Consider the following 24,635-nt stretch of genomic DNA (forward strand, 5'->3'; position numbering starts at 1 on the left):
CGGCGGGGCTAGCCTGCGCCAGCAGCCCCGCGACGCCCAGGAGGACCCGTGTCCATCGTCCGCGACACCACCTACGAGCTGCTCCGCGAATGGGGCCTGACCACGGTCTTCGGGAACCCCGGCTCCAACGAGCTGCCCTTCCTCAACGGGTTCCCCGCCGACTTCCGCTACGTGCTGGGCCTGCACGAGGGCGCCGTCCTCGGCATGGCCGACGGCTACGCCCAGGTGACCGGGCGCCCGGCGCTGGTGAACCTGCACTCGGCCGCGGGCCTGGGCAACGCGATGGGCAACCTGGCCAACGCCAAGGCCCTCGGCACGCCGCTGGTGGTGACCGCCGGACAGCAGGCCCGCCCGATGGTCGGCCTGGGCTCGATGCTCGGCGAGCCGGCCATGACCCGCGTGCCGGAGCCGCAGGTCAAGTGGTCGTTCGAGCCGGCCCGCGCCCAGGACGTCCCGCGGGCCCTGTCGGAGGCCTTCCACCTGGCCACGCTGCCGCCGACCGGGCCGGTCTTCGTCTCCCTGCCGCTGGACGACTGGGCGCAGCCGGTGGACGCCGACGAGGTGGCCCACCTCGCCGGCCGCCGGGTGCGCCGCGGCGGCGGCCTGGACGACGAGCTGCTCGAGGAGCTGGCCGGCCGGCTGGCCGCCGCCCGCAACCCGGTGCTGGTCGTGGGCCCCGAGGTCGACGAGGAGCGCGCCTATCCGCGGGTCGTGGCGCTGGCCGAGCGGCTGCAGGCCCCGGTGTGGACCGCGCCCTCGGCGCCACGCGCCCCCTTCCCGACCCGGCACCCGCTGTGGCAGGGCCTGCTGCCGCCGAGCATCGCCGGCGTCGCCGCCCACCTGGAGGGCGCCGACCTGGTCCTCGTGCTCGGCGCGCCGGTGTTCCGCTACCACGTCTACGTGCCGGGCCCGTGGCTGCCCGAGGGCACCCAGATGGTGGCCGTCGGCAGCGACCCGGGCACGGCCGCCCGGGCCGCGTTCGGCGACGCCGTCGTCGCCGACGTCGCCACCGTGGCCGGCCAGCTGCTGACCGCCCTGGAGGGCCTGCCGCCGCGGCCGGAGCGCCCCGCGCCGGAACGCGCCGTCGCGGCCGAGCCGGGGGAGGCGCCGTTCACCGCCGACGCCGTCCTCGGCCTGCTGGCCCGCTCGGTGCCCGGGCACGTCCGGTTCGTCAACGAGTCCACCGCGAACACCGCGCAGTTCTGGTCGCACCTGGACCTCGCCGGCCCGCGCGGGCTGCTCTTCCCGGCCGCCGGCGGGCTCGGCTTCGGGCTGCCCGCGGCGGTCGGCGCCGCGCTGGCCGACCCGGCCCGGCCGGTCGTGGCCGTCCTCGGCGACGGCGCCTTCCAGTACGGCGTGCAGGCCGTCTGGACGGCGGTGCAGCACCAGCTGCCGGTGACCTTCGTCGTCCTCCGCAACGGCATCTACGGCGCGCTCGCCTCGTTCGTGGGCCAGCTCGGCGTCTCCGGGATCCCCGGGCTCGAGCTGCCCGGCCTGGACGCGGTGACCATCGCCCGGGGCTACGACGTCCCGGGGCGCACGGTGACGACCGCCGACGAGCTGGCCGACGAGTTCGCGGCCATCGGCAAGGGCGAGGGCCCGCGGGTGGTCGAGGTGCCGATCACGGCCGAGACCAGCAGGCTCGGCTGACCCGGCCGGCCGGCGGGGGACGGATGACGTAGCCGCCCCCCGCCGGGACGGGGGCCCCGAACCGGTCAGGGGGCCGAGGACCGCGGGCGCGAAACCGGTTTCCATCTCCGGAGCGGTGTAAGCGGCGTCACCGCCGGACATCCCCGCACCTGCACAGCGCCGTCCAGAGGAGCATCTCCGTGGCCAGACCCACTGCACCTGCGTCGGCGAAGGCCGGCCCTTCCAAGAAGGGCATCTTCGCGGCGAGCTTCATCGGCACGTCGATCGAGTGGTACGACTACTACATCTTCGGCACCGCCGCCGCGCTGGTGTTCGGCAATGCCTTCTACCCCCAGTTCGACCCCACCGCGGGGACGATCGCGTCGTTCGCCACCTTCGCCGTCGGCTTCATCGCCCGGCCACTGGGCGCCGCGGTCATCGGTCACTTCGGCGACCGGATCGGCCGCAAGTCGATGCTGGTCCTCACCCTGCTGCTCACCGGTGGGTCGACCTTCCTCATCGGCGTGCTGCCCACCTACGACGCCATCGGCATCGGCGCGCCGCTGCTGCTGGTCCTGCTGCGGCTCATCCAGGGCTTCGGCGTCGGCGGCGAGTGGGGGGGCGCGGTGCTGATCGCCACCGAGCACGCCAGTCCCAGCCGGCGGGCCGTCTACGGCAGCTTCGCCCAGTTCGGCGTCCCGATCGGTGTGCTCACCTCGAACCTGGCCTTCCTCGCGGTCGGCGGCCTCGACGACGACGCGTTCCAGGCCTGGGGCTGGCGCATCCCGTTCCTGCTCAGCATCGTGCTCGTCGGCGTCGGCTTCGTCGTCCGCAGCAAGCTGGAGGACGCTCCGGAGTTCAAGCAGGTCAAGGAGCGCAACGAGGTCATCAAGATGCCGGTGGCCGAGCTGTTCCGGCGCCAGCCGCGCACGCTCATCCTCGGCAGCCTGGCCTCGATCGCCCCGCCGGCGGTCGGTTACACCGTGATCGTGTACATGCTCAACTACGGCACCCAGGTCGTGGGCTTCGACCGGAACACGCTGCTGTGGCTGATCCTCGCCTCGACGGTCATCTGGGTCGCGACGATCATCGTGGCCGCCGTGCTGAGCGACCGGTACGGCTCCAAGCCGGTGTTCGCCATCGGTGCGCTCACCGCCGTGATCTGGCCGCTGCCGCTGTTCGCCCTGGTCAACACCGGCAACGCCGCTGCGGCGTTCTTCGGCTTCGCGGTCGCGGCCGTGGTGCAGGGCATCATGGCCGGCGCCCAGGGCGGCATGTTCACCGAGATCTTCGAGCTGAAGACCCGCTACAGCGGCATCTCGATCGCCTACCAGCTCGGCGGGATGGTCGGCGGTGCGGTCACGCCCATCGTCGCCACCGCCCTGTACGGCGCCTACGAGTCCTCGACGCCGATCGGCATCTACGTGTCGGCCCTGTCGCTGATCAGCCTGCTCGCCGTGCTCGGCATCAAGGTCGCGCCGCCGGCGCGGCGCAACAAGGCCGCCGACCGGCTCGGGACGTCGGCGGCGACCGCCGGCTGATCCCGGGACCCGGGTACCGACGGGCCGCACCGCCTCCTCGTCAGGCGGTGCGGCCCGTCGGCGTCCCAGCGGTGGGTCACCAGTCGACGCCGGCCCGCTCGGTGCCGGTGCGGACGAGCCCACCGCGGTCCACCCGGTAGGTGTTCATGACGGTCAGCCGCGGCGTGTAGACGTGCACGCTGACCGCCGGCTCGCCGCCACGGTTGGTCACCCGGTGCACGTGGTGCGCGCCGAACGGCCGCACCCGGCCGGCCGCGAGCTGCCGCGCGTCGGGCAGCGCCCCGACCTCCTCGTCCAGCGTGCCGCGGACGACGGCGAACGCCCCCGCGGAGCCGCCGTGGTCGTGCAGGTCGGTGCCCTGTCCGGGCAGCCAGGACAGCAGCCAGACCTGGGCCTGCGCCAGGTCGGCGTGCAGGGACGGGTCCAGGACGTCGGCGGCCGTCGCCGGGTCGAGCAGGTGGGTCCACCGGCTCTCCGCCCGGTGGGCCACGAGCGCCGACCAGCGGTGCTCGGCGGCGGCGAGGGCCGCGGCCAGTGCGGCGGCGCCGGTGCGGCGCCGGGTCGGGTCGGTGTCGAGGGCAGGGGACAGCAGGGAGCGGGTCACGTCGGGTCCTTCGGGGGTCGGGCGTGCCGGGCGACCGCGGAGCCACGTGCCGGCGGGGACGACGGGGGCGTCGTCAGCGACAGCCGGCCGACCAGACCCGACCCAGATCGACGTGCGCGCGCCGCACCAGCCGCGGGGCGGCAGGCGAGGTGAGGACGACGGGCACGGCTTTATCTCTACCATGTAGATCGGATTTGACGACAATTCGAGCGGCGTGTCACCCTCCGCCGGGGCCGCGCAGGCCCCCACAGCCGGAGGAGCGGGTCAGTGCGGGAGCAGGACCGTGCGCAGTTCGTGGGCGCCGTCGGCGCGAGTCGCCTCGTAGTACCAGCGGGTGCCCCCGCCAGGCACGGCCACCGCGTCCGCATAGCGGAGCCCGCCCGGCGGGTGCGGGCTGGCCAGGAGCGGCCCGTCGGCAGCCGCGGTGAACCGGCCGTCGCCGTTGCGGACGGCGAGGCCCGTGCGCTCCTCCCAGTTCTCCGCCGCGGTTCCCCGGCCGTCGTAGAGCGCCCAGGTGCGCTCGCCGTCCAGGACGACGGTGGCGAACCGGACCCCGCGGGCGTCCCAGGACCCGGGCGTGCCGGCCAGCGCGGTGCCCTGCCAGGTCCACGCGACGCCGTCCGCGCTGGTGGCGTGCTCGGTGGTCATGCGGTCGGTCGCGTACGGGTCGTCGAGCGGGTGGACCGAGGCCCACAGGTGCCACTGCCGCCCGTCGTGCCGCACCACCGGGTCCTTGACCGCCTGCTGCTGGCTGCCGGGCAGCACGGTGCGGGGGGTCGCCGTCGCGAGGTCCTCGACCCGGCCGGCCTCGACCAGGTCCACCCGCCAGTGCTTGGTGCCCGGCGTCGCGCAGCTGACGTACAGCCGCCAGTGACCCTCTGGCGTGTGCACCAGCGCCGGCCGCTCCAGGGACTCGGCGCCGAAGTCGTCCTTGCCGAGCCGCACGACCTCGGTGAACCGCCGGCCGTCGTCGGAGCGGTAGACGACGTTGGCGAAGCCGCGGCCCTCGCCGACCGGGCGGCGCAGCCGGGCGGCCAGCCACCACGTCCCGTCCACCAGCTGCACCGAGGGGCCGCCGGCCCACGAGCCGGGGCGGGGGTCATCGGGTGCGAGCACGACCTCGGCGTCGGACCAGAACGACGCGGCGTCCGGGATGCGGACGGTGGACGTCGGGGCAGGAGAGGACGGCACGCAGCGGCTCCGGGATGTCGGGCGGACGGCCCGCCCAGTGTGCAACGGAACGCCGACGACACAGGAAGAAGGTCCTGATGGCGCACCCCAGCGAGCGAGGTCCGCAGTTCGTGATCGCGGGCGCGCCCAAGGCCGGGACGACGGCGCTGCACGCCGCGCTGGCCACCCATCCCGGGCTCTACCTGTCCCCGGTCAAGGAGCCCAAGTACTACCTGACCGACGGCCGGCCCCCGTCACGCACCGGACAGCGCGGACCCGGCGACGCGCACAGCGCCCGGGAGTGGATCTGGCGGCGCGAGGAGTACCTGGCGCTGTTCGCCGCCGCGCCGGAGGGCGCCGTCCGAGGGGAGAGCACGCCGTTCTACCTGTACGACCGCGCCGCCCAGGCCCGGCTGGCCGCCGACGTCCCGGACGTCAAGGTGGTGATCGTCGTCCGGGACCCCGTTGATCGGGCTTGGTCGAACTGGGTGCACCTGCGGGCCGACGGGCTGGAGCCGGAGGCGGACTTCCGCACCGCCGTCCGGTTGGAAGAGCGGCGGATCGCCGACGGGTGGGCGCCGTTCTGGCACTACCGCGGGCTGGGCCGCTACGGCGCGCAGCTGCGTGACCTCTACCGGCACGTGCCCCGGGCCAACGTCTGCCTGCTGCGCTACCGGCAGGTGGTCGACACCCCCCGGGAGACCCTGGACCGGGTGAGCGCGTTCCTTGGCGTCGAGCCCGGGGTGGCCCACGCCGTGCCGCCGGAGAACGTCAAGCCGCACGTCGGCGACTCCGCCCGGTACCGCGTGCTCGCGCGGCTCACCCGCGCCGGCGCGGCGCTGGGCGCGTACGCCCCGCCGCAGGTGTGGCGCCAGGTCAGCCGGCCGCTGCTCGCGGCGCTGCACGCCGGCCGGGCCCCGCGGCCGGCGATGCCCGTCGACGTCCGGCGCGAGGTGCTCGACCCCCTGCTCGACGACATCGCCCTGCTCGAGGAGCTGACCGGCGAGTCCTTCGCCGACTGGAAGGGCGACACCGGCCGCGGCGACTTCCGGTCCCGGTCGGTCGGCTCGGCGGATGCCCACTGACCGCCCGAGGATGACCGCCGTGTCCGCTCCCGTACCGCACCTGGTGCGTTCCACGCGCGCTGCGAGCCCTGCAGCGCCCGCAGGGCACGAGGACCGCCCGCACTGTGTTCGGTAGCAGGGAGGACCCCGTGGACCGCGACGCCGTCGACCCGGCCGTGCAGCAGACCGGCGTGCCGTTCCGCACGGCCGTGCGTGCCTGGTTCCTCATCTCCCTGCAGACTTTCGGCGGCCCGGCGGGCCAGATCGCGGTCATGCAGCGCACCCTCGTGGACGAGCGCCGGTGGATCGGCCAGCGCCGGTTCCTGCACGCCCTCAACTACTGCACCCTCCTCCCCGGCCCGGAAGCGCAGCAGTTGGCCACCTACGTCGGCTGGCTGCTGCACGGCACCCGCGGGGGCCTGGTGGCCGGCGGGCTGTTCGTCCTGCCCGGGGTGGTGGCCCTGCTGGTGCTCTCCGCCGTCTACGTCGCGTTCGGCACCACCACGGCCATCACGGCCCTGTTCACCGGCCTGGCGGCCGCCGTGCTCTCGATCGTCGTGCAGGCCGTCGTCCGGGTGGCCCGGAAGGCCCTCGACAGCCGCGCCCTCGTGGTCATCGCGGTGGTGGCCTTCCTCGCGCTGTGGCTCTTCGGCGTCCCGTTCCCGGTCGTGGTCGCGCTCGCGGGCCTGGCCGGCTGGGCCCTGGGTCGGTGGCGGCCCTCCGCCCTGCCGCGGGAGAAGGCCGCGGAAGGTCCCGACGCCGGCCCGCCGCCGGTCATCTCCGACGACGTGCTGCACTCCGAGGCACCGTCCGGCCGGCGCACGCTGACGGTCCTGCTCGTCGGCCTGCTCGTGTGGGGCCTGCCGGTCGCGGTGGTCGCCCTGCTGACCGGCGCCGGCAGCGTCTTCACCGAGCAGGGGGTGTTCTTCTCCGGTGCGGCGGTGGTGACGTTCGGCGGCGCGTACGCGGTGCTCGCCTACGTGGCGCAGCAGGCGGTGCAGGTCTACGGCTGGCTCGGACCGCGGGAGATGGTGCGCGGGCTGGCGCTGGCCGAGACCACCCCCGGGCCGCTGATCATGGTCGTGCAGTTCGTGGCGTTCCTCGGCGCCTACCGCGCCCCGGGCGCCCTGGACCCGTGGGTGGCCGCCGTCCTCGCCTCGCTGCTGGTGACCTGGGTGACGTTCGTGCCGAGCTTCCTGTTCGTGCTGCTCGGTGCGCCCTACATGGAGCGGCTGCGGGGCAACCGGTCGCTGTCGGCCGCGCTGACCGGGATCACCGCGGCGGTGGTCGGGGTCATCGCCAACCTCGGCGTCTACTTCGCCGTCCACACGCTGTTCTCGGGGACGACCGACGTCGACCGCGGGCCGCTGCACCTGGAGCTGCCCGACCTCGGCACGCTGCGGCCGGTGCCGCTGGCGATCGCCGTGGTCGCCGCCGTGCTGCTGTTCCGGCTGCGCTGGTCGGTGCTGCGCACGCTCGGGGTCTGCGCGCTGCTCGGTCTGGCCGCCGGGCTCGCGGGCCTGCCGGTCACCTGATCGCAGCTCCCTCCCGCCCGACGGGAACAGGCCTGCCGGCGGCCGGGTTCGAGGCCAGAGCATGGCGCGGCCCGCGCCCACCCATCCACGGAGGACCTGCATGTCGATCGTCGTCACCGGAGCCACCGGCCAGCTCGGCCGCCTGGTCGTCGAGCAGCTGCTCGCCCGCGGGGTCGACCCCGCCCACGTCGTCGCCGGCGGCCGGGCGACCGAGCGGCTGGCCGACCTCGCCGAGCGCGGCGTGCGCACCGCCCGCGTCGACTACGACGACCCCGCGACGCTCGACGCCGTCCTCGCCGCCGGCGACACGGTGCTGCTGGTCTCCGGCAGCCAGCCGGGCGCGCGCGTCGCCCAGCACCGGGCGGTGGTGGACGCCGCCGTGCGCGCCGGCGTCGCCCGGATCGCCTACACCAGCATCCTCGGCGCCGAGGACACCCCGCTGGTCCTGGCGCCGGACCACCAGGCCACCGAGGCGATGATCCGGGAGAGCGGCCTGCCGTTCACCCTCCTGCGCAACGGCTGGTACTCGGAGAACTACGTGCAGCCGCTGCAGCAGGCCCGCGAGACCGGGGTCGTCGCCTCGTCGGTCGGCGACGGGCGGGTGGCCAGCGCGACCCGCGCGGACTACGCCGCCGCGGCCGCCGCCGTCCTCACCGGGGAGGGCCACGAGAACGCGGCCTACGAGCTGTCCGGGGACACCGCGTGGAGCTTCGACGACCTGGCCGCCACCTACTCGGAGCTGCTCGGGCGCGAGGTGACCTACGTGCGCCGGACGCCGGAGGAGCAGCGGGCGGCGCTGCTCGCGGCCGGGCTCGACGAGGGCACCGCCGGGTTCGTCGTGACGATGGAAGGCAACATCCGCGACGGCGCGCTGGCGCACACGACCGGTGACCTGGCCCGTCTCGCCGGCCGGCACACCACCCCGCTGGTCGAGGCGCTGCGCCCCGCTGCCTGAGAAAGGACCCCGCCCTCCTCACCGCTCGCAAGCTCGCGGCGAGCCTCTGGACGGGGCCGGGCTGCTCAGGACCGGGCGGGGAGCCGGCCCTCCTCGTGGTCGAGCTCGCGCTCGAGGCGGCGCAGCCCCTCGTCGGGCAGCCGGCCGACGTCGCGCCAGTGCAGCAGCTCCTCGCGCTGGGCGGTGAGGACGGCCTTGCGCACCCGCAGCGCCGCCTCGTACTGCGGGGACAGCGGGACCTCGCCGCCCTCGGCGCCCTGCAGCATGTCCAGCCGCCGCCGGTAGCGGTCCAGCCGTCCCTGCAGCTGGCTCCGGATGACCTCGATCGCCTCGTCGTCGACGTCGTCGTGCTGCTCGTCGGCCAGCTCGGTCAGCCGCCGCAGCCCCGCCTCGACCGACGCCGCGCGGGCCTCGTTGCGCAGCCGGGCCTGGTCGGCCTCGTCCGCGCGCAGGTCGAGCGCCCGCACGAGCGGGGCGAACGTCAGGCCCTGCCCGACGAGGGTGGCCAGCACGGCGAGGAAGGCGCAGAACAGCAGCAGGTCCCGGTCGGGGAACGGGGCGCCGCTCTCGGTGGTCAGGGGCAGGGTGAAGATCGCCGCGAGGCTGATCACCCCGCGGGTGCCGGCCCAGCTGAGGACGACGATCTCCCGGCCGGACAGCCGCGTCAGGCCGGTCCACGGGTCGCCGTCGTCCCCGGCGACGTCCTCGCCGCCCAGCCGGGTGTGCAGGGACTGCGGCAGGTGCTCGGTGAGCCACAGCCACAGCGGCCGCAACAGCAGCACGACGCCGACCGTGATCAGGGACGCGGTCACCACCGTGCCGGTCGAGTACTCGCCGAGCCCCCGGATGACCGCGGGCAGCTGCTGGCCGATGAGCAGGAAGACGATGCCCTCGAGGAGGAAGGCGACCAGCCGCCAGACGGCCTCGGTCTGCAGCCGGCTCGCACCGGATGCCCAGCTCGGGTTGTTGTGCCCGATCACCAGGCCCGCGACGACCACGGCCAGCACCCCGGAGACGTGCACCGTCTCCGCCAGCAGGTAGGCCACGAACGGCGTCGCCAGCGAGATCGCGTTCGACGACAGGGGGTCGCGGCGCAGCCGGCGCAGCGGCCGGACGGCGTAGGCGACGAAGACCCCGACCGCGACGCCGCCGGCCGCGACCACGAGGAACTGACCCACGGCCGCCGGGGTGGAGAACCCGTCCCCCCGGGCGGCCGCCACCGCGACGGACAGGATGGTCAGCGCCGTGGCGTCGTTGAGCAGCCCCTCGCCCTGGATGAGGGTGATCATGCGGGGCGGCAGGCCCACCTTGCGGCCGACGGCGAGCGCGGCGACCGGGTCCGGCGGTGCCACCGCGGCACCCAGCGCGATGCCCGCCGCCAGCGTCGCGCCCGCGACGAACAACGCGAAACCGACCCCGATCGCCATGGCCGTGGCCAGCACGAGGAGCACGGAGAGGCTGACCACCGTCCGCAGGTTGCGCCGGATCGCGGTCAGCGAGCTGTCGAGCGCGGCGCTGTACAGCAGCGGTGGCAGCACCAGGGTGAGGACCAGCTCGGGGTCCAGCTCGATGTTCGGGCCGGGCAGGTAGGCGTAGGCGATGCCGGTCAGCGTCAGCAGCGCCGCGGCCGGCAGGCCGGAGCGGTCGGCCACCCAGCGCACCGCCACGATGATCGCGACCGCGCCCAGGACCAACAGCAACAGGGTCTCCACGTGCACCCGCGCATCCTTCCTGACCGGCGCGGACCGGGCAGGACGGGCCCGCCCTGAGGAGTTCCGCTCCGCTGCAGCGCAGCTCCGCGGGGGTCCCTGACCAGCGCCGATGCGGCATGCTCGGGCGGTCCGACCCCTCCCGTCGAAGGGACGCCCATGTCAGCCCTGTCCGGGTTCGCCGCCGCCCTGGCCACCGGCACCATCGAGGTCGTCGACCTCACCGCCCCGCTGTCGATGCAGACGCCGGTCATCGCGCTGCCCGAGCAGTTCGCGCAGACCGCCCGCTTCGAGCTCGAGGAGCTCAGCCGTTACGACGACCGCGGCCCGGCCTGGTACTGGAACAACATCCGCACCGGCGAGCACACCGGCACGCACTTCGACGCGCCCAACCACTGGGTCACCGGCCGGGACGGCGAGGACGTCGCCTCCGTGCCGGCCCGCCGGCTGATCGGCCCCGCCGTGGTCCTCGACCTCTCCGCCGAGGCGGCCGCCGATCCCGACTTCCTGCTCGAGGTCGAGCACGTGCGGGCCTGGGAGGCCGAGCACGGCCCGCTGCCCGAGGGCGGGTGGCTGCTCTACCGCACCGGCTGGGACGCCCGCGGCGGCTCGCAGGAGGAGTTCCTCAACGCCGACGAGACCGGCGCCCACACCCCGGGCATCTCGCCGGACTGCGCGACGTGGCTGGCCGAGGAGGCGCCGGTGATGGGCGTGGGCGTCGAGACGGTCGGCACCGACGCCGGGGCGGCGCACTCCTTCGACCCGCCGTTCCCGTGCCACGCCGCGCTCATGGGCAGCGGCAAGTACGGGCTGACCCAGCTGCAGAACCTCGCGCAGCTGCCACCCACCGGCGTGGTGCTGGTCGCCGCGCCGCTGCCGATCGTCTCCGGGTCGGGCTCGCCGGCGCGGGTGCTGGCCCTCGTCGAGCGCTGATGCGGACCACGGTCGCCGAGGCGGTCGGGACCGCGCTGGCCGGCCTGGGCGTCGACACGGCCTTCGGCGTCGTCGGGTCGGGCAACTTCGCCGTCACCAACGCCCTGGTGGCGGCGGGCGCGCGGTTCGTGGCCGCCCGCCACGAGGGTGGCGCGGCGACGATGGCCGACGCGTACGCCCGGATGAGCGGCCGGCCGAGCGTGCTGACCCTGCACCAGGGCTGCGGGCTGACCAACGCGCTGACCGGGATCACCGAGGCGGCCAAGAGCCGCACGCCGCTGGTCGTGGTCGCCGCGGAGGCCTCCTCGCCGACGTCGAACTTCGCCGTCGACCAGGCCGCCCTGGCCGCCGCCGTGGGCGCGGTGCCGATGCGGGTGACCTCGGCCGGGGACGCCCTGGCCCAGGTCGCCGCCGCCGTCGGCACCGCCGTCGCCCGGCGCCGGACCGTCCTGCTCAACCTGCCCCTGGAGGTGCAGGTCGCGGAGCTGCGGGTGCCGGACGGCCCGCCGGAGGTGCCGCCGGCGCCGCCGCCGGTGGTGACCCCCGAGCACGTCGAGCGGCTGGCGCACGCGGTCCGGCAGGCCCGCCGGCCGGTGTTCGTCGCCGGCCGCGGCGCCCGCGGCGCCCGGGCGGCGCTCGAGGACCTCGCCGCCCGCTGCGGCGCGCTGCTGGCCACCTCCGCCGTCGCCAAGGGGCTGTTCGCCGGGAACCCGTGGTCGCTGGACGTGTCGGGGGGCTTCGCCTCCCCGCTGGCCGCCGAGCTGATCACCGGCGCGGACCTGGTGGTGGGCTGGGGCTGCGCGCTGAACATGTGGACGACGCGGCACGGCCGGCTCATCGACGCCGACGCCGTCGTCGTGCAGGTGGACGACGACCCGGCGGCGCTGGGCGTGCACCGGGACCTCACCTTCGGCGTGGTCGGCGACGTGCGGGCGACGGCGGAGGCGGTGGCCGCCGTCCTCGAGGAGCGCGGCCCCGGCTACCGCACCCCGGAGGTGCGGACGGCGATCGCCGAGCGGCTGCGGTGGCGCGACGTGCCGTTCGCCCCGCGGGGCGGCTCCGACCGCATCGACCCGCGCACGCTGACCATCGCGCTGGACGACCTGCTGCCGGCCGAGCGCGTGATCGCGGTCGACTCGGGCAACTTCATGGGCTATCCGAGCATGTTCCTCGACGTCCCCGACGAGTTCGGCTCCTGCTTCACCCAGGCCTACCAGTCCGTCGGGCTGGGCCTGGCCACCGCGATCGGCGCCGCGCTGGCCCGGCCCGACCGGCTGCCGGTGGCCGCGCTGGGCGACGGCGGCGCGTTCATGGGTGCCGCGGAGCTGGAGACCGTCGTCCGCCTCGGGCTGCCCATGGTGGTCGTGGTGTACGACGACGCCGCCTACGGGGCGGAGGTGCACCACTTCGGGCCCGACGGGCACCCCCTGGACATCGTCCGCTTCCCCGAGACCGACCTCGCCGCGATCGCCCGCGGGTACGGCTTCGAGGCGGTCACCGCGCGCCGTCCCGAGGACCTCGCCGCGGTCGCCGGCTGGGTGGCCGGTCCGCGGTCGGCGCCGCTGCTGATCGACGCCAAGGTGGCCGCGGACGAGCCGTCGTGGTGGCTCGAGGAGGCGTTCCGCGGCCACTGACGGGTTCGTGAGCATCGCAGGGAGCGCCAGCGACCGAGGAGCGGAGCGAGGCCGGAAGGGGCCTGACGGTATGGCCACTGACGGGCTCGGGCCGCCGACCGGAGGGGCCTCCGTGGCCACGGAGGCCCCTCCGGGTCAGCCGGCGATGCGGCGGGCGCTGTTGTAGCCGCCCATCGAGTCGATCGAGGCGACCTTGACCGGCTGGCCGTAGGTGGAGGCGTGCACCATCTGGCCGTTGCCGACGTAGATGCCGACGTGGCTGACCGGGCTGTAGAAGAACACGAGGTCGCCCGGCTGCAGGTCGGCCCGGGAGACGGCCCGGCCCATCGTCGACTGGATGCGGCTGGAGTGCGGCAGGCTCACGCCGGCGGCGGCGTAGGCGTACTGCACCAGGCCGGAGCAGTCGAAGGCGTTCGGCCCGGCGGCGGCCCACACGTAGGGGTCGCCGCGCTGCGCCATGGCGGTGTCCACGGCCGCCTGGGCCGCGGCGCTGCTCGCGACGACCGGGGCGGCCGGAGCGGCCGCGGCCGGCCGGGGAGCGGCCGCGCGGGAGGCCCGCTCGGGCGCGGCGGCCCGCTCCGCGGTCTGCTGGGCGGCCTGCTCGGCGGCGTGCCGTTCGGCGGCCTCCTGCGCGGCCCGCTGCTCCTCGGCGGCCAGCCGGTCGTACTCGGCCTGGAAGCGCGCCACCTGGCGGTCGAGGTCGGCCTTCTGGCCGGCGACCCGGTCGACGAGGGCCTGGGCCTCGGACTCCGCCGCGAGCGCCGCGGCGCGGGCCCGGCCGGCGTCCTCGGTGGCCTCCTGGGCGCTGCCGAGGACGCCGTTGTTGTGGTCGGCGATGGTCTGCAGCGTGCCGACGCGGTCCATCAGCTCGTCGGCGGACTCGCTGGAGAGCATCGCGGAGAGGGTGGTGAGGCGGTCGCCGGTCCAGGCGCTCCGCGCGACGGAGCGGACCCGGTCGCGGGCGGTGGCCAGGGCGGCCTCGGCGGCGGCGACCTCACCGGCGGCCCGGGCGGCGGCGTCCTGGCTGGTCCGGAGGCGCTCGCGGACCTCGTTGAACTGCTCGGTGACGACCTCGAGGTCGTGCGCCTTGGCCGCGACGAGCGCGGCGGCCTCCTGCGAGGTGGCGGGGTCCCCGGGGGCGGCCGAGGCGGCGGGGAGGGCGGTGAGGGTGAGCCCGCCGGCGGCGACGAGACCGACGAGGAGGCGGGGGACCGTGCGGCGGGCAGGGGCGTGCGAACTCGCCATCTGGGCGGGTCTGTCCTCTCTTCCACAGCCGCCTACCGAGTTAGCTGACGGGTTCGGGAGGGAAGTCGCCCGGCGCCTCGCGACCGGGACGGGTCGCGGGGCGCTTCACCCCAGTACTGCGGTGGGTCCCCGGTCCCTGGTGCCGGCGAGACGGGCCGGCGCAGGGTTCGGCGGCGTCCGGCCGGTGTCACCACGCGGTGACCGAACGACCCGTCCGGACGCCGCGAACGGTAGGTCCGTGACCGGAGCGTGACAAACCCGCCGGGTGTCGGTGCGCGACACCCCGGACGGGGATCACCGACCGTGACGACCCCGCCGCGCTCACAGGTTGCCGCGGCGCTCCTGCTCGCGCTCGATCGCCTCGAACAGCGCCTTGAAGTTGCCCTTGCCGAAGCCGAGGGAGCCGTGCCGCTCGATGAGCTCGAAGAAGACCGTGGGCCGGTCGCCGGTCGGCCTGGTGAAGATCTGCAGCAGGTAGCCGTCCTCGTCGCGGTCGACCAGGATGCCGCGGGCCTGCAGTTCCTCGACAGGGACGCGGACGGTGCCGATGCGCGCCCGCAGCTCCGGGTCCTCGTAGTAGGAGTCCGGGGTGGCCAGGAACTCCACGCCCTCGGCGGCCATGGCGTCCACGGTGGCGACGATGTCCGAGGTGGCCAGCGCGACGTGCTGGGCGCCGGGGCCGCCGTAGAACTCCAGGTACTCGTCGATCTGCGAGCGCTTGCGCCCGGCCGCCGGCTCGTTGAGCGGGAACTTCACCCGGTGGTTGCCGTTGGCGACCACCTTGCTCATCAGCGCCGAGTAGTCGGTGGCGATGTCCGCGCCGATGAACTCCGCCATGTTCGTGAAGCCCATGACCCGCCGGTAGAAGTCCACCCAGGAGTCCATCGCGCCCAGCTCGACGTTCCCGACGACGTGGTCGACCGCCTGGAACAGCCGCCGGGGCGCCCCCGGCCGCCGGACGAAGGACGACGTCCGTGCGACGTACCCCGGCAGGTAGGGCCCGGCGTAGCGCGAGCGGTCGACCAGCGTGTGGCGGGTGTCCCCGTAGGTGGCGATCGCGGCCAGGCGCACGGTGCCGTGCTCGTCGGTGAGGTCGTGCGGCGGCTCGAGCACCGTCGCCCCCTGCGCCGCGGCGTGCGCGACGCACCGGTCCACGTCGGGGACGGCCAGGGCGATGTCGACGATCCCGTCGCCGTGCCGGCGGTGGTGGTCGGCCAGCGGGCTGGCCGGCGAGTACGCGCCCTGGACGACGAACCGCGCCGCGCCCGAGGTCAGCACGTAGGCGCGGGAGTCGCGGTTGCCGGTCTCGGGGCCGGAGTAGGCGACCAGCTCCATGCCGAAGGCCGACTGGAGGAAGTGCGCGGTCTGGGTGGCGTTCCCGCAGGTCCACACCAGGGCGTCCCAGCCGCTGACCGGGAACGGGTCGGCGGCCGGGTCGTGCTCGACGAGGCCGACCAGGCGCTGCAGCTGGTCGGCGCTCAGGCCGGCGAGCCGCTCCTCGTCGGTGAGCGTCTGCTCGAGGATCCCATGCGGCTGCACGGTGGTCATGTCGCTCTCCCGGACGGTTCGAACGCGGCGATGGTGCACCCAGCACACCTCGACGGCCCGCCGGTGGGCAAGATGACTCGATCGAGCTGCCCGGAACGGCAAGAACGTGCGGCCGAACCGTGCGGGAGCTGGTCGCAGTGACCAGCTCGCGGGGAGGAGGAGCGGTGGCGGAGCGGCTGGACGCGCTGGACCTGGCGGTGCTCACCGCGCTCACCGAGCAGCCCCGGGCCGGGGTGCTGGAGCTCTCCCGCCGGCTGGGGGTGGCCCGCGCGACGGTGCAGGCCCGGCTGCGGCGGCTGGAGGAGACCGGCGTGGTGACCGGGTACGGCCCGGACGTCGACGTCGTCGCCGCGGGCTTCGGCGTCCAGGCGTTCGTCACCCTGGAGATCGCCCAGGGCGCGCTGGACGACGTCGCCGCGGACCTGCGGGCCATCCCCGGTGTGCTGGAGGCGCACGCGACCACCGGCTCGGGGGACGTGCTGTGCCGGATCGCGGCGGAGTCGCACGGCGCGCTGCAGGAGACGCTGCTGCGGCTGGGCCGGTCGCCGTCGGTGGTGCGCTCGACCAGCGTGGTGGCGCTGTCGGAGCTGGTGCCCCGCCGGGTGCTGCCGCTGCTCGCGGCGGGGGCGCCGCGGCCGGCCGGGCGGGCGCCGGGCTACCGCGCCGCGGCCCCGGGAGCAGCGGCCGGGGTGCCGGACGCCGGCGCCGCGGAGGACTGAGCGCGGGGGAGGGCGAGGGCGGCGACCAGCCCGAGCCCGAGCACGGCGGTGCTGACGGCGAAGGCGAGCTGGTAGGAGGCGACGTCGGTGAGCCAGCCGGCGACGAGCGGACCGGTCACGGCCCCCAGGTCGGCGGCCATCTGGAAGACCGCGACCACCCGCCCGCCGCGGGCCGGGCTGAGGTCGCCGACCAGCGCGGCGGGAACGCTCGACAGCAGCGACGCCGACAGCCCGAAGACCGCCATCGACGCGAGGAAGGCCCCGGTCGCGGGCGGCAGCACCAGCACGGCGGTGGAGGCGGTGGCCAGCGACGCCCCCAGGACCAGCGAGGGCCGCCGTCCCCACGCGTCGGCCAGCCGGCCCGACCGCAGCAGTCCCAGGGCCTGCGCCAGGGAGCCGACGAGCAGGCCCACGCCGGCCCAGGCGACGGTGCGGCCCAGTTCCTCGACGACGTACAGCGGGATCAGGGAGTTGCGGACGCCGAACAGCATCCAGCCCACCCCCAGGTGGGCGACCAGCGCGGCGAGGTACACCCGCGAGCGGAAGGCGGCGGACAGGGTCAGCGGGCGGGCCTCCGCGTCGCCGGTGCCGGCCGCCGGAGCGGGTGTGTCCGCGGCGGCCTTCCCGGGCCGCAGGAACAGCAGGCCGAACCCGCCGGCCACGATCAGGGACCCGGCGTAGAGCAGGAACGGCAGGCTGGGGGAGAGCTCGGCGAGCAGCCCGCCCACGGCCGGCCCGGCGATGCCGCCGAGGATGAAGCCGCCCTGGTAGGTGGCGGCCGCCCGGCCGCGGTGCGTCGGCGGCGCCACCCGCAGCAGCAGCGACAGGGCGGCGACGGTGAACAGCGCGCTGCCGATGCCCCCGGCTGCCCGCAGCCCGAGGAAGAGGGGGAAGGAGTCGGCCAGCCCGGCCAGGCCGGTGGTGACCGCGACGGTGAGCAGGCCCGCGGCCAGGACGACGCGCTCGCCCAGCCGCTCCACGAGGGCGCCCCCGCTGAACGCCGAGACGAACCGGAAGAACGCGAAGGCGCTGACCGCGAGCCCGACGGCCGTGGTACCCACCCCGAACGCGCGGGCGTACAGCGGGATGGCCGGAGAGACGATCCCGAACCCGAGCGCGACCATGAAGGCGACGACCGACAACACCCGGACCTCGCGGGGCAGCTCCCCGGCACCCCGTACGCGCACGGTCGCCGATGGTCGCACGCCGTCGGCCACCACTCCGGATGAGGGCGGGGCGCGATGCGGTTGTCCGCAGGTGCGACGCACGCCACAGTGTCCCCGTGGCAGTCGGGGGGCACGGAGACGAGCCGAGCGGCTCGTTCGAGGTGGTGCGTGAGCACGGGGGTCCGGTGCTGCACCTGAGCGGGGACATCGACGCCCCGCTGGTGCAGCGGATGGAGTCCGCCGGGGTCGACGAGCGCGACCTGGTCGCGGTGCACGTCGGATCGCTGGCCTACATCGACTCGATGGCGCTGTCGATGCTCGTCCGGTGGGCCCAGCACGCGGACCGCGAGGGGCGGCCGGCGGTCATCCGCCAGCCGACGTCCCGCTTCCGGCAGGTGCTGGAGCTGACCGGCCTGTCGCCGCTGTTCGTCCTGGAGTCCAGCCCGGTGAACCCGCCGCCGTCCGCCGCGCGCGACCGCGGCGCCGACCTGCGGGACCGCGGCGCGCGCTCCTAGGCTCCGCCCGTGCCGCTGTTCTCCTTCGAAGGCCGCTCGCCGCAGGTCCACCCCGAGGCGTGGGTGGCGCCGACCGCGACCCTGGTGGGCGACGTCGTCGTGGAGGCCGGCGCCTCGATCTGGTACGGCGTGGTGCTGCGCGCGGACTTCGGCGGCATCGTCGTCCGGGCGGGCGCCAACGTGCAGGACAACTCCGTGCTGCACGGCGGCGCCGATCCGCGGACCGAGGTCGGCCCCGGGGCCACGATCGGGCACGCCTGCGTGGTGCACGGGGCGGTGATCGGCGCCGAGGCGCTGGTCGGCAACGGGGCGACGGTGCAGGACGGCGCGCGCATCGGCCGCCGGGCCCTGGTCGGTGCGCACAGCCTCGTCCCGCCCGGCATGACCGTCCCGGACGAGGTGCTGGTGCTCGGCGCGCCGGCACGGGTGCGCGGCCCGCTCTCAGAGGGCGCCCGCGGCTGGGTGACCGCCAACCCGGGAACCTACCGGGCGCTGGCCCGCCGGCACGCCGCCGGCGTCACCCGGGTCGGCTGACGAGGGGCGGGTGGCCCGACGGGCCGGAGTCGGCCGGGTTTCGGCACGAGATCGTCTGGACAGGGCGGCAGGACCGAGCCGGTGGAAACCGCCCGCCTCGCTCCGGACCGCGTCCGCACCGGGTCTCGCCCGGCGCGGACGTGACCGGGCTGGACTTCCTCGTCCCCGACGTCGGGTGAGCGGAGTGGCAGGGTGACGCTTTCCGCACTCCTGCCACTCCGCTACGGCGCGAGGACGACGGCCGCCGAGCGGGCGCGGCGGTGGGCGGCCATCCGGACGGGGGCGTCGGCGGTGCCGTAGCCGTCGTAGCCGCCCAGGCGCTGCACGACCTCGAAGAACACCCGGTCGCCGATGAGCTCGGTGGCCAGGTGCAGGTAGCCGCCGCGCGCGTCCTCCTCGTACAGCAGCCCGTGCTCCCGGACCGCGGCGAGCAGGTCGTCGGGGAGGTCGAACCGGACGGCGAGGTCGTCGGCGTAGTTCGCCGGCACCGGCAGCAGCGGGGCGCCCGCGGCCCGCAGCCGGCGCGCGGTGCCCACCAGGTCGTCGGTCGCCAGCGCGACGTACTGCGGCTCGGGCACGCCCGGCGCCCAACCGCCCCGCCGCAGCGCGGAGACGCTCAGCGCCAGCCGCACGGCCCGGTCGGGGCCGGTGACCGCCCGGGTGCGCACCAGCCCGAACGGCGCGGCGAGCTCGGTGACCTCCTGGGGATCGAGCCCCAGCACCGCCCGGTAGAACAGCCCGGCCTCGTCGAAGGCGTCGAAGGGCTGGGTCAGGCCCACGTGGTCCACCCGGGTGATCCCGGCACCCGGCCCGGCCGCCGAGCCGGTGGGGAGGAAGTCGGCCGGCCAGCCGTCGGGCCCGGTCCGGGTGAAGAACACCTGGGTGCCGTCGGGGGCGGCGATCGCCGCGAGCTCCGCCTCGGCGGCGCCGCGGGTGCGCGGCAGCACCGGCGCGCTCATGGCCTCGGCCCGCGCCGCGGAGCGCACCGGGTCGGCGCTCTCCAGCCCGAGGGCGGCCACCGCCGCCACACCGGTCGCGGCCGGGCGGACGACGGAGGCGTTGAGCAGCACCCGCGCCCCGCCCTGCTCCCACAGCTGCACGGGCTTGGACCGGTGCTGCCCGGTGTGGGTGAAGCCGAGCGTGGCGAGCACCTCGGCGGCGCGCGGCCCGGAGACGCCGTCGACCGCGAGCTCGGTGAACGACCACCCGGTCAGCGCCGGCGCGGGCGGGGTCGGCGCCGCGCCCGGACCGCGCAGCGCGTGGGCCTCCTCCAGCCACTGCAGCGAGCGCATGGCGTCCACCGCCGTCCGGGCCGGGTCGGACTGCCGGTAGACGTCGTTGAACACCTCCAGCGACAGGGGGCCGGCGTAGCCGGCGGCGAGCACGCAGCCGAGGAAGTGCGGCAGGTCGAACGCGCCCTGGCCGGGGAACAGCCGGTGGTGGCGGCTCCACTGGAGCACGTCCATCCGCAGCTGCGGGGCGTCGGCCAGCTGCAGGAAGAACAGCTTCTCGCCGGGGACCTCCACGAACCCGGCGGGGTCCCCGCCGCGGGAGAGCACGTGGAAGCTGTCCAGGCACAGGCCGAGCGCGGGGGAGTCCGCGCGCCGGACGGCGTCCCACGAGCGCTCCCAGGTCGACACGTGGGTGCCCCACGCCAGCGCCTCGTAGGCGATCCGCAGCCCGCGGGCCGCGGCGCGTTCGGCGGCGGCGGCCAGCTGCCCGGCCAGCCGGTCGGGATCGTCGACGGCGTCGGGTGCGACCGACGAGCAGACCAGGACGGTGTCCACGCCGAGTGCGGCCATGACGTCGAACTTGGCCTCGGCGCGGCGCAGGTTGCGGGCCAGGCGCGCCGGGTCGGTCGAGTCCAGGTCACGGAAGGGCTGGTACAGGTCGATCGACAGGCCCAGGTCGGCGCAGCGGGCGGCGACCTCCGCCGGCGACCACGGTGCGGCGAGCAGGTCGGGCTCGAAGAGCTCGATGCCGTCGAAGCCGGCGGCGGCCGCCGCGGTCAGCTTGTCCTCGAGGGTGCCGGACAGGCAGACCGTGGCGATGGCCCGGCGGCGGCCCCGTCCCGGCTCAGCTGATCCGGACATCGACGTCCGGCCCGGTGACCAGCTCGGTGAAGTGGGCGAGCATGCGCTCGGCGTCGGGCTCGACGCCGGTGAACAGCCGGAAGGCGTCCACGGCCTGGAAGACCGCCATGCCGCCGCCGTCGAGGACCCGGCAGCCGAGGCCGCGGGCGGTCCGCACCAGCTCTGTCTCCAGCGGCCGGTAGACGATGTCGGCCACCCACAGGTCCGGGCGCAGCACACCGGCGTCCAGCGGCAGGCCGGGGTGGGCGGCCATCCCGGTGGGGGTGGCGTGCACCAGGCCGTCGGCCGCGCCGACCACTCCGGGCAGGCCGGCCAGGTCGGCCCCGGCCGCGCGGTCGACGCCGAACCGGTCGCCCAGCGCACCGGCGAGCTCGGCGGCCCGCGCGACGTCGACGTCGACGATGGTCAGCCGGCGCGTCCCGAGGGTCAGCAGCGCGTGCGCCACCGCCGCTCCCGCACCGCCGGCGCCGAGCAGCACCACCCGGTCCAGCGCGGCGTCGGTCAGGCCGCGGTCGAAGGCCCGGGCGAAGCCCGACCAGTCGGTGTTGTGGCCGACCGCCCGGCCGTCGCGGAGGACGACGGTGTTCACCGCGCCCAGGGCCTCGGCGTCGGGGGAGAGCTCGTCGAGGTGGGACAGGACCAGCTGCTTGCACGGGTGCGTGACGTTGAGGCCGTCGTAGCCGGCCAGCCGGGCCGCGGCCAGGACGTCGCCGACGGCGGTGGCGGGCAGGCCGAGGGCGTCGAGGTCCAGGCGCCGGTAGAGGTACCGGAGTCCGAGCCGGTCGGCCTCCCGCTCGTGCAGCGGCGGGGTGAGTGACGGGCCGATCCCGGTGCCGACCAGGCCGACGAGGACGCCGGGGGAGTCGGGCGGGACGGGGAGCGCGTTTCGGGACAGGGGGTGCCTCCCGGCGGTGGGGCTCGGAGGGGGAGGGTGTGCCGGTGTGATCCGGCGCACCGTCGCCCGCTCAGTTTGAAACGTTCTGCAACCGGTGTCAACGACTCGTCCCCTACCGCACTGGCGCGCGTTGACAGTGCTTGAGACCGGTTGCATAGTCGGCCTCGCGCCCGGGGCCCGGTACCCGCGGCGGTCCACCCCAGTCCCGAGGAGCTCCCGTGCCCGAGCCCGCCGACCTGCTCGCCGTCGCCCGCCCGGAGCCGGGCCCGCTCTCCGACGGCACGGCGGCCTTCCCGTTCGCGCCCCCGGTGCGCGGCGCCGACGGCGAGCTGCGCTGGGAGGCCCTCGTCTACGCCGTCGAGCCGGGCTACCGGCCGCTGATGCTCGACCTGTGGGTGCCGGAGCAGCGGCCGGCCGAGGGCGCGCCGGTCGTCGTCTGGGTGCACGGCGGCGGCTGGGTGCACGGCTCACGCCGGCGCCGGGCGCCGCACCTGCACCAGAACCGGGTGGTCGAGCGGATCGTGGCCGCGGGCTTCGCCGTCGCCCTGGTCGACTACCGGCTGGCCGCCGAGGCGCCGTTCCCGGCCGGGGTGCTCGACGTGCAGGCCGCCGTCCGCTGGCTGCGCGCGCAGGCCGAGGTGTTCGGCCTCGACGGCTCCCGGGTCGCGCTCTGGGGCGAGTCGGCCGGCGCGCACCTGGCCCTCCTGGCCGGGCTGTGCCGCCGGCTGGAGGCCGAGCCGCCGGTGGGTGAGGCGACCGACCGCTCGACCGAGGTGCAGGCCGTCGTCGACTGGTACGGCCCCTCCGACCTCGCCGCGATGTCCTCGCCGGTGGACGCCGAGTCGGAAGAGCTCGGCGAGGGGGATCCGTTCGCGATCCTGTTGCGCGACACCACCTGGTCGCGCGACGACCTCTCGCCCGTCCGGTACGTCCGCCCCGACGGCCCGGCGGTGTTCGTCGCGCACGGCAAGGACGACCAGCTGGTGCCCGTGGCGCAGAGCCGCCTGCTGGCCGAGGCGCTGACCGAGGCCCGCGTCGAGACCGAGTACTTAGAGACCGCCGGCGACCACGTGTTCGTCGGCGCGCCGGTCGTCCCCGAGGTCACCGACCGCTCGATCGCCTTCCTGCGCCGGGTGCTCGCCGGGCGCCGGCTCGGCGATCCGCGGCCGCTGGACCCGCACACCGCCGACCTGGAGGCGCGCATGGCGGCCACCGGCATGTGGCCGCTGCTCGACGCCCCGCCCGCGGTCGCGCGCGAGCGCGGGGTGGTGATGCGGCGCGACTTCTACCCGCCACGGCCGTTCCCCGTGGCCTCGGTGACCGACGGCGTCCTCCCGGGGCCGGCCGGCGACGTCCGCATCCGCGTGCAGCGGCCGGTGCAGCCCACCGACGTCACCGTGCTCTACGTCCACGGCGGCGGCTGGGTGATCGGCGACCTGGACTCCCACCAGGGCAGCGCCGCCCGCATCGCGGCCACCGCCGGCGCCGTCGTCGTCCAGGTCGACTACCGGCTGGCGCCGGAGGACCCGTACCCGGCCGGCCTGGACGACTGCCGCGCCGCCGCCCGCTGGGTGCTCGAGCACGTCGACGAGCTCGGCGGGGACCCCGCCCGGTTCGTCGTCGCCGGCGACAGCGCCGGCGGCAACCTGGCCGCGGTCCTGACCCAGGAGCTCGCCGACCGTGGCACCCCGGTGGCCGGGCAGTTCCTCCTCTACCCGGGCACCGACCTGCGCGGGGACACCAGCGCCGACGTCCGGCTGCAGTACCTGGGCCCGGACGGCGACGCGCTGGCCGGCGACCCGCGGGTGTCACCCGTCCTCGCCCCGACGCTCGCGGCCCTCCCGCCGACCGTCATCGGCATCGGCGCCCACGACTTCCTGTACGCCGACACGCTGGAGTACGCCGCCGCGCTCCGGGCCGCCGGCGTCCCGGTGGTGCTGCGGGTGTTCCCGACGCTGGACCACGGGTTCTTCAGCTACGGGTCGGTGTCCCCGGCCGCGGAGGCCGCCGCAGACCTCCTGTGCCGGGACCTGCACCGGTTGCTGCACCGTTCCACGGCATGATCGGTGTCGCGGCGCCGTCCGGCGCCGGCGGTGCACGGGGACGGGAGCTGGCGTGACGAACATCCGGACGGTCGCGGCCCACGCCGGGGTCTCGCCCTCGACGGTGTCACGGGCCTTCGCCCGTCCCGAGGTCGTGGCCGAGGAGGCGCGCCGGCGGGTGTTCGCCGCCGCCGCCGAGCTCGGCTACCAGCCCAACCCCGTCGCCCGGAGCCTGGCCATGGGTCGCACCGGCAACCTCGGCGTGATCGTCCCCGACATCGCCAACCCGTTCTTCACCCCGCTCATCAAGGAGGTGCAGCGGGAGGCGCGGCACCGGGAGCGGTCGCTGTTCGTCGCCGACTCCGACGAGCACGTGCGCCAGGAGCTCGACGTCGCCCTCGCCATGGCCCGCCAGGTCGACGGGCTGGTGCTCGCCTCCTCCCGGCTCCCCGAGGAGGACGTCCGGGCCGTCGCCGCGCTCACCCCCGTGGTCACGGTCAGCCGCGTGGTGGACGGCGTCCCCGCGGTGGCGACCCCCAGCGACCAGGGCATCGGCCAGGCCGTCGACCACCTGGTGGCGCTGGGGCACCGGCGGCTGGCCTACCTCGGCGGCCCGGAGGAGTCCTACATGACGCCGGAGCGGCACGGGGCGCTGCACGCCGCGGCCGCGCGCCGCGGCCTGGAGGTCGTCGACCTCGGCCCCTTCCAGCCCCGCTACGAGCCGGGGGTGCGCGCGGCGGACCTGGTGATGGCCGAGGACGTCACCGCCGTGCTGGCCTACAACGACCAGATCGCCCTCGGGGTGGTCAACCGGCTCACCGAGCGCGGGGTGCGCGTGCCCGACCAGGTCAGCGTCCTCGGCATCGACGACAGCTGGATCGCCGCACTCACCCAGCCGGCCCTGACCTCGGTGCGCGTGCCGGTCGGCCGGGCCGGGGCGGTCGCCGTCCGGATGCTGGCCGAACCGGCCCCCGGCGCGGGCACCACCCCCCGGGAGAGCCTGGCCACGGAGCTCATCGTCCGCGCGTCCACCGGCCCCGCCCCCCGCTGATCCCCCGCCCGGGACGACGGAGCGGGCGCCCCCGGGTGCACCGGGGACGCCCG

20 protein-coding genes and 1 riboswitch are annotated in these 24,635 nt (G+C 75.8%); of the genes, 12 read left to right on the plus strand and 8 right to left on the minus strand.

The features are described from left to right. Positions 1–48: 48 nt before the first annotated feature. Both mdlC and PGN05_RS01560 read left to right on the plus strand, forming a co-directional pair. Positions 49–1,650 (plus strand): benzoylformate decarboxylase, encoded by a 1,602-nt coding sequence (gene mdlC, locus PGN05_RS01555; protein ID WP_419750543.1) that lies wholly within the window; start codon positions 49–51, stop codon positions 1,648–1,650. A 179-nt stretch (positions 1,651–1,829) separates the two neighbouring features. Then, positions 1,830–3,170, plus strand: a complete 1,341-nt coding sequence (locus tag PGN05_RS01560; RefSeq protein WP_419750545.1) for an MFS transporter — start codon at positions 1,830–1,832, stop codon at positions 3,168–3,170. A 76-nt stretch (positions 3,171–3,246) separates the two neighbouring features. On the opposite strand, the gene PGN05_RS01565 is transcribed toward PGN05_RS01560, so the two are convergent. Together PGN05_RS01565 and PGN05_RS01570 are read right to left on the minus strand one after the other, a co-directional pair. Next, positions 3,247–3,774, minus strand: a complete 528-nt coding sequence (locus PGN05_RS01565) for a cysteine dioxygenase (RefSeq protein WP_419750547.1) — start codon at positions 3,772–3,774, stop codon at positions 3,247–3,249. Positions 3,775–4,038: 264 nt separating this feature from the next. After that, positions 4,039–4,965, minus strand: coding sequence for a hypothetical protein (locus PGN05_RS01570; protein WP_419750549.1), 927 nt, complete (start codon positions 4,963–4,965; stop codon positions 4,039–4,041). Between the two features lie 77 nt (positions 4,966–5,042). Here PGN05_RS01570 and PGN05_RS01575 point away from each other — a divergent pair, with 77 nt between their 5' ends. The 3 genes from PGN05_RS01575 (at position 5,043) to PGN05_RS01585 (ending at position 8,498) form a co-directional block, all read left to right on the plus strand. Next, the gene (locus tag PGN05_RS01575) at positions 5,043–6,029 is read left to right on the plus strand and encodes a sulfotransferase (protein ID WP_419750550.1); all 987 of its coding nucleotides are present in this window, start codon (positions 5,043–5,045) and stop codon (positions 6,027–6,029) included. Positions 6,030–6,157: 128 nt separating this feature from the next. Next, positions 6,158–7,543, plus strand: coding sequence for a chromate efflux transporter (chrA, locus tag PGN05_RS01580; RefSeq protein WP_419750552.1), 1,386 nt, complete (start codon positions 6,158–6,160; stop codon positions 7,541–7,543). Positions 7,544–7,643: 100 nt separating this feature from the next. After that, complete coding sequence (locus PGN05_RS01585; protein WP_419750554.1) at positions 7,644–8,498, plus strand: SDR family oxidoreductase; 855 nt, start codon at positions 7,644–7,646, stop codon at positions 8,496–8,498. A gap of 65 nt (positions 8,499–8,563) precedes the next feature. Here the strand turns inward: PGN05_RS01585 and PGN05_RS01590 are convergent, their stop codons facing one another. Further along, the gene (locus tag PGN05_RS01590) at positions 8,564–10,216 is read right to left on the minus strand and encodes a Na+/H+ antiporter (RefSeq protein WP_419750556.1); all 1,653 of its coding nucleotides are present in this window, start codon (positions 10,214–10,216) and stop codon (positions 8,564–8,566) included. 150 nt (positions 10,217–10,366) lie between these two features. Between PGN05_RS01590 and PGN05_RS01595 the strand changes: the two genes are divergently transcribed. After that, positions 10,367–11,140 carry a cyclase family protein gene (locus tag PGN05_RS01595; RefSeq protein ID WP_419750557.1) on the plus strand — a complete coding sequence of 258 codons (774 nt, stop codon included), beginning with the start codon at positions 10,367–10,369 and terminating at the stop codon, positions 11,138–11,140. Then, a complete protein-coding gene (locus PGN05_RS01600; protein WP_419750559.1) occupies positions 11,140–12,774 on the plus strand; it encodes a thiamine pyrophosphate-binding protein in 1,635 nt (544 codons plus the stop codon). Before PGN05_RS01595 ends, PGN05_RS01600 begins: the two co-directional genes overlap by 1 nt. A 135-nt stretch (positions 12,775–12,909) precedes the next feature. Here the strand turns inward: PGN05_RS01600 and PGN05_RS01605 are convergent, their stop codons facing one another. Beyond that, entirely contained in the window at positions 12,910–14,019 is a 1,110-nt protein-coding gene (locus PGN05_RS01605; protein ID WP_419750561.1) for a C40 family peptidase, read from the minus strand. 14 nt (positions 14,020–14,033) lie between these two features. Then, positions 14,034–14,177, minus strand: a riboswitch (cyclic di-AMP (ydaO/yuaA leader). Between the two features lie 163 nt (positions 14,178–14,340). Then, complete coding sequence (gene hppD, locus PGN05_RS01610; RefSeq protein WP_419750562.1) at positions 14,341–15,567, minus strand: 4-hydroxyphenylpyruvate dioxygenase; 1,227 nt, start codon at positions 15,565–15,567, stop codon at positions 14,341–14,343. A gap of 164 nt (positions 15,568–15,731) precedes the next feature. Here hppD and PGN05_RS01615 point away from each other — a divergent pair, with 164 nt between their 5' ends. Then, complete coding sequence (locus tag PGN05_RS01615) at positions 15,732–16,286, plus strand: Lrp/AsnC family transcriptional regulator (RefSeq protein WP_419750564.1); 555 nt, start codon at positions 15,732–15,734, stop codon at positions 16,284–16,286. Here PGN05_RS01615 and PGN05_RS01620 read toward each other — a convergent pair. Then, positions 16,223–17,473 (minus strand): MFS transporter, encoded by a 1,251-nt coding sequence (locus PGN05_RS01620; protein ID WP_419750566.1) that lies wholly within the window; start codon positions 17,471–17,473, stop codon positions 16,223–16,225. The two genes, PGN05_RS01615 and PGN05_RS01620, sit on opposite strands and share 64 nt — an antisense overlap. 95 nt (positions 17,474–17,568) lie before the next feature. Here PGN05_RS01620 and PGN05_RS01625 point away from each other — a divergent pair, with 95 nt between their 5' ends. Next, the gene (locus tag PGN05_RS01625; RefSeq protein WP_419750568.1) at positions 17,569–17,967 is read left to right on the plus strand and encodes an STAS domain-containing protein; all 399 of its coding nucleotides are present in this window, start codon (positions 17,569–17,571) and stop codon (positions 17,965–17,967) included. 9 nt (positions 17,968–17,976) lie between these two features. Continuing rightward, positions 17,977–18,501, plus strand: a complete 525-nt coding sequence (locus PGN05_RS01630) for a gamma carbonic anhydrase family protein (protein ID WP_419750569.1) — start codon at positions 17,977–17,979, stop codon at positions 18,499–18,501. A gap of 221 nt (positions 18,502–18,722) precedes the next feature. Here the strand turns inward: PGN05_RS01630 and PGN05_RS01635 are convergent, their stop codons facing one another. Both PGN05_RS01635 and PGN05_RS01640 read right to left on the minus strand, forming a co-directional pair. Continuing rightward, positions 18,723–20,594 carry a TIM barrel protein gene (locus PGN05_RS01635; RefSeq protein WP_419750570.1) on the minus strand — a complete coding sequence of 624 codons (1,872 nt, stop codon included), beginning with the start codon at positions 20,592–20,594 and terminating at the stop codon, positions 18,723–18,725. Further along, positions 20,578–21,549 carry a shikimate dehydrogenase gene (locus PGN05_RS01640; protein ID WP_419750572.1) on the minus strand — a complete coding sequence of 324 codons (972 nt, stop codon included), beginning with the start codon at positions 21,547–21,549 and terminating at the stop codon, positions 20,578–20,580. Before PGN05_RS01640 ends, PGN05_RS01635 begins: the two co-directional genes overlap by 17 nt. A 158-nt stretch (positions 21,550–21,707) precedes the next feature. Here PGN05_RS01640 and PGN05_RS01645 point away from each other — a divergent pair, with 158 nt between their 5' ends. Next, a complete protein-coding gene (locus PGN05_RS01645; protein ID WP_419750574.1) occupies positions 21,708–23,552 on the plus strand; it encodes an alpha/beta hydrolase fold domain-containing protein in 1,845 nt (614 codons plus the stop codon). 52 nt (positions 23,553–23,604) lie between these two features. Next, complete coding sequence (locus PGN05_RS01650; protein WP_419750576.1) at positions 23,605–24,582, plus strand: LacI family DNA-binding transcriptional regulator; 978 nt, start codon at positions 23,605–23,607, stop codon at positions 24,580–24,582. Positions 24,583–24,635: the final 53 nt, after the last annotated feature.

Source organism: Geodermatophilus sp. CPCC 206100, from assembly GCF_048569675.1.
GTDB lineage: Bacteria > Actinomycetota > Actinomycetes > Mycobacteriales > Geodermatophilaceae > Geodermatophilus.

Excerpts from the sequence above, each read along its gene's own strand:
- PGN05_RS01575 (WP_419750550.1), top strand. The coding sequence starts at position 5,043 with ATGGCGCACCCCAGCGAGCGAGGTCCGCAGTTCGTGATCGCGGGCGCG.
- PGN05_RS01585 (WP_419750554.1), top strand. The coding sequence starts at position 7,644 with ATGTCGATCGTCGTCACCGGAGCCACCGGCCAGCTCGGCCGCCTGGTC.
- PGN05_RS01595 (WP_419750557.1), top strand. The coding sequence starts at position 10,367 with ATGTCAGCCCTGTCCGGGTTCGCCGCCGCCCTGGCCACCGGCACCATC.
- PGN05_RS01600 (WP_419750559.1), top strand. The coding sequence starts at position 11,140 with ATGCGGACCACGGTCGCCGAGGCGGTCGGGACCGCGCTGGCCGGCCTG.
- PGN05_RS01605 (WP_419750561.1), bottom strand. The coding sequence starts at position 14,019 with ATGGCGAGTTCGCACGCCCCTGCCCGCCGCACGGTCCCCCGCCTCCTC.
- hppD (WP_419750562.1), bottom strand. The coding sequence starts at position 15,567 with ATGACCACCGTGCAGCCGCATGGGATCCTCGAGCAGACGCTCACCGAC.
- PGN05_RS01635 (WP_419750570.1), bottom strand. The coding sequence starts at position 20,594 with ATGTCCGGATCAGCTGAGCCGGGACGGGGCCGCCGCCGGGCCATCGCC.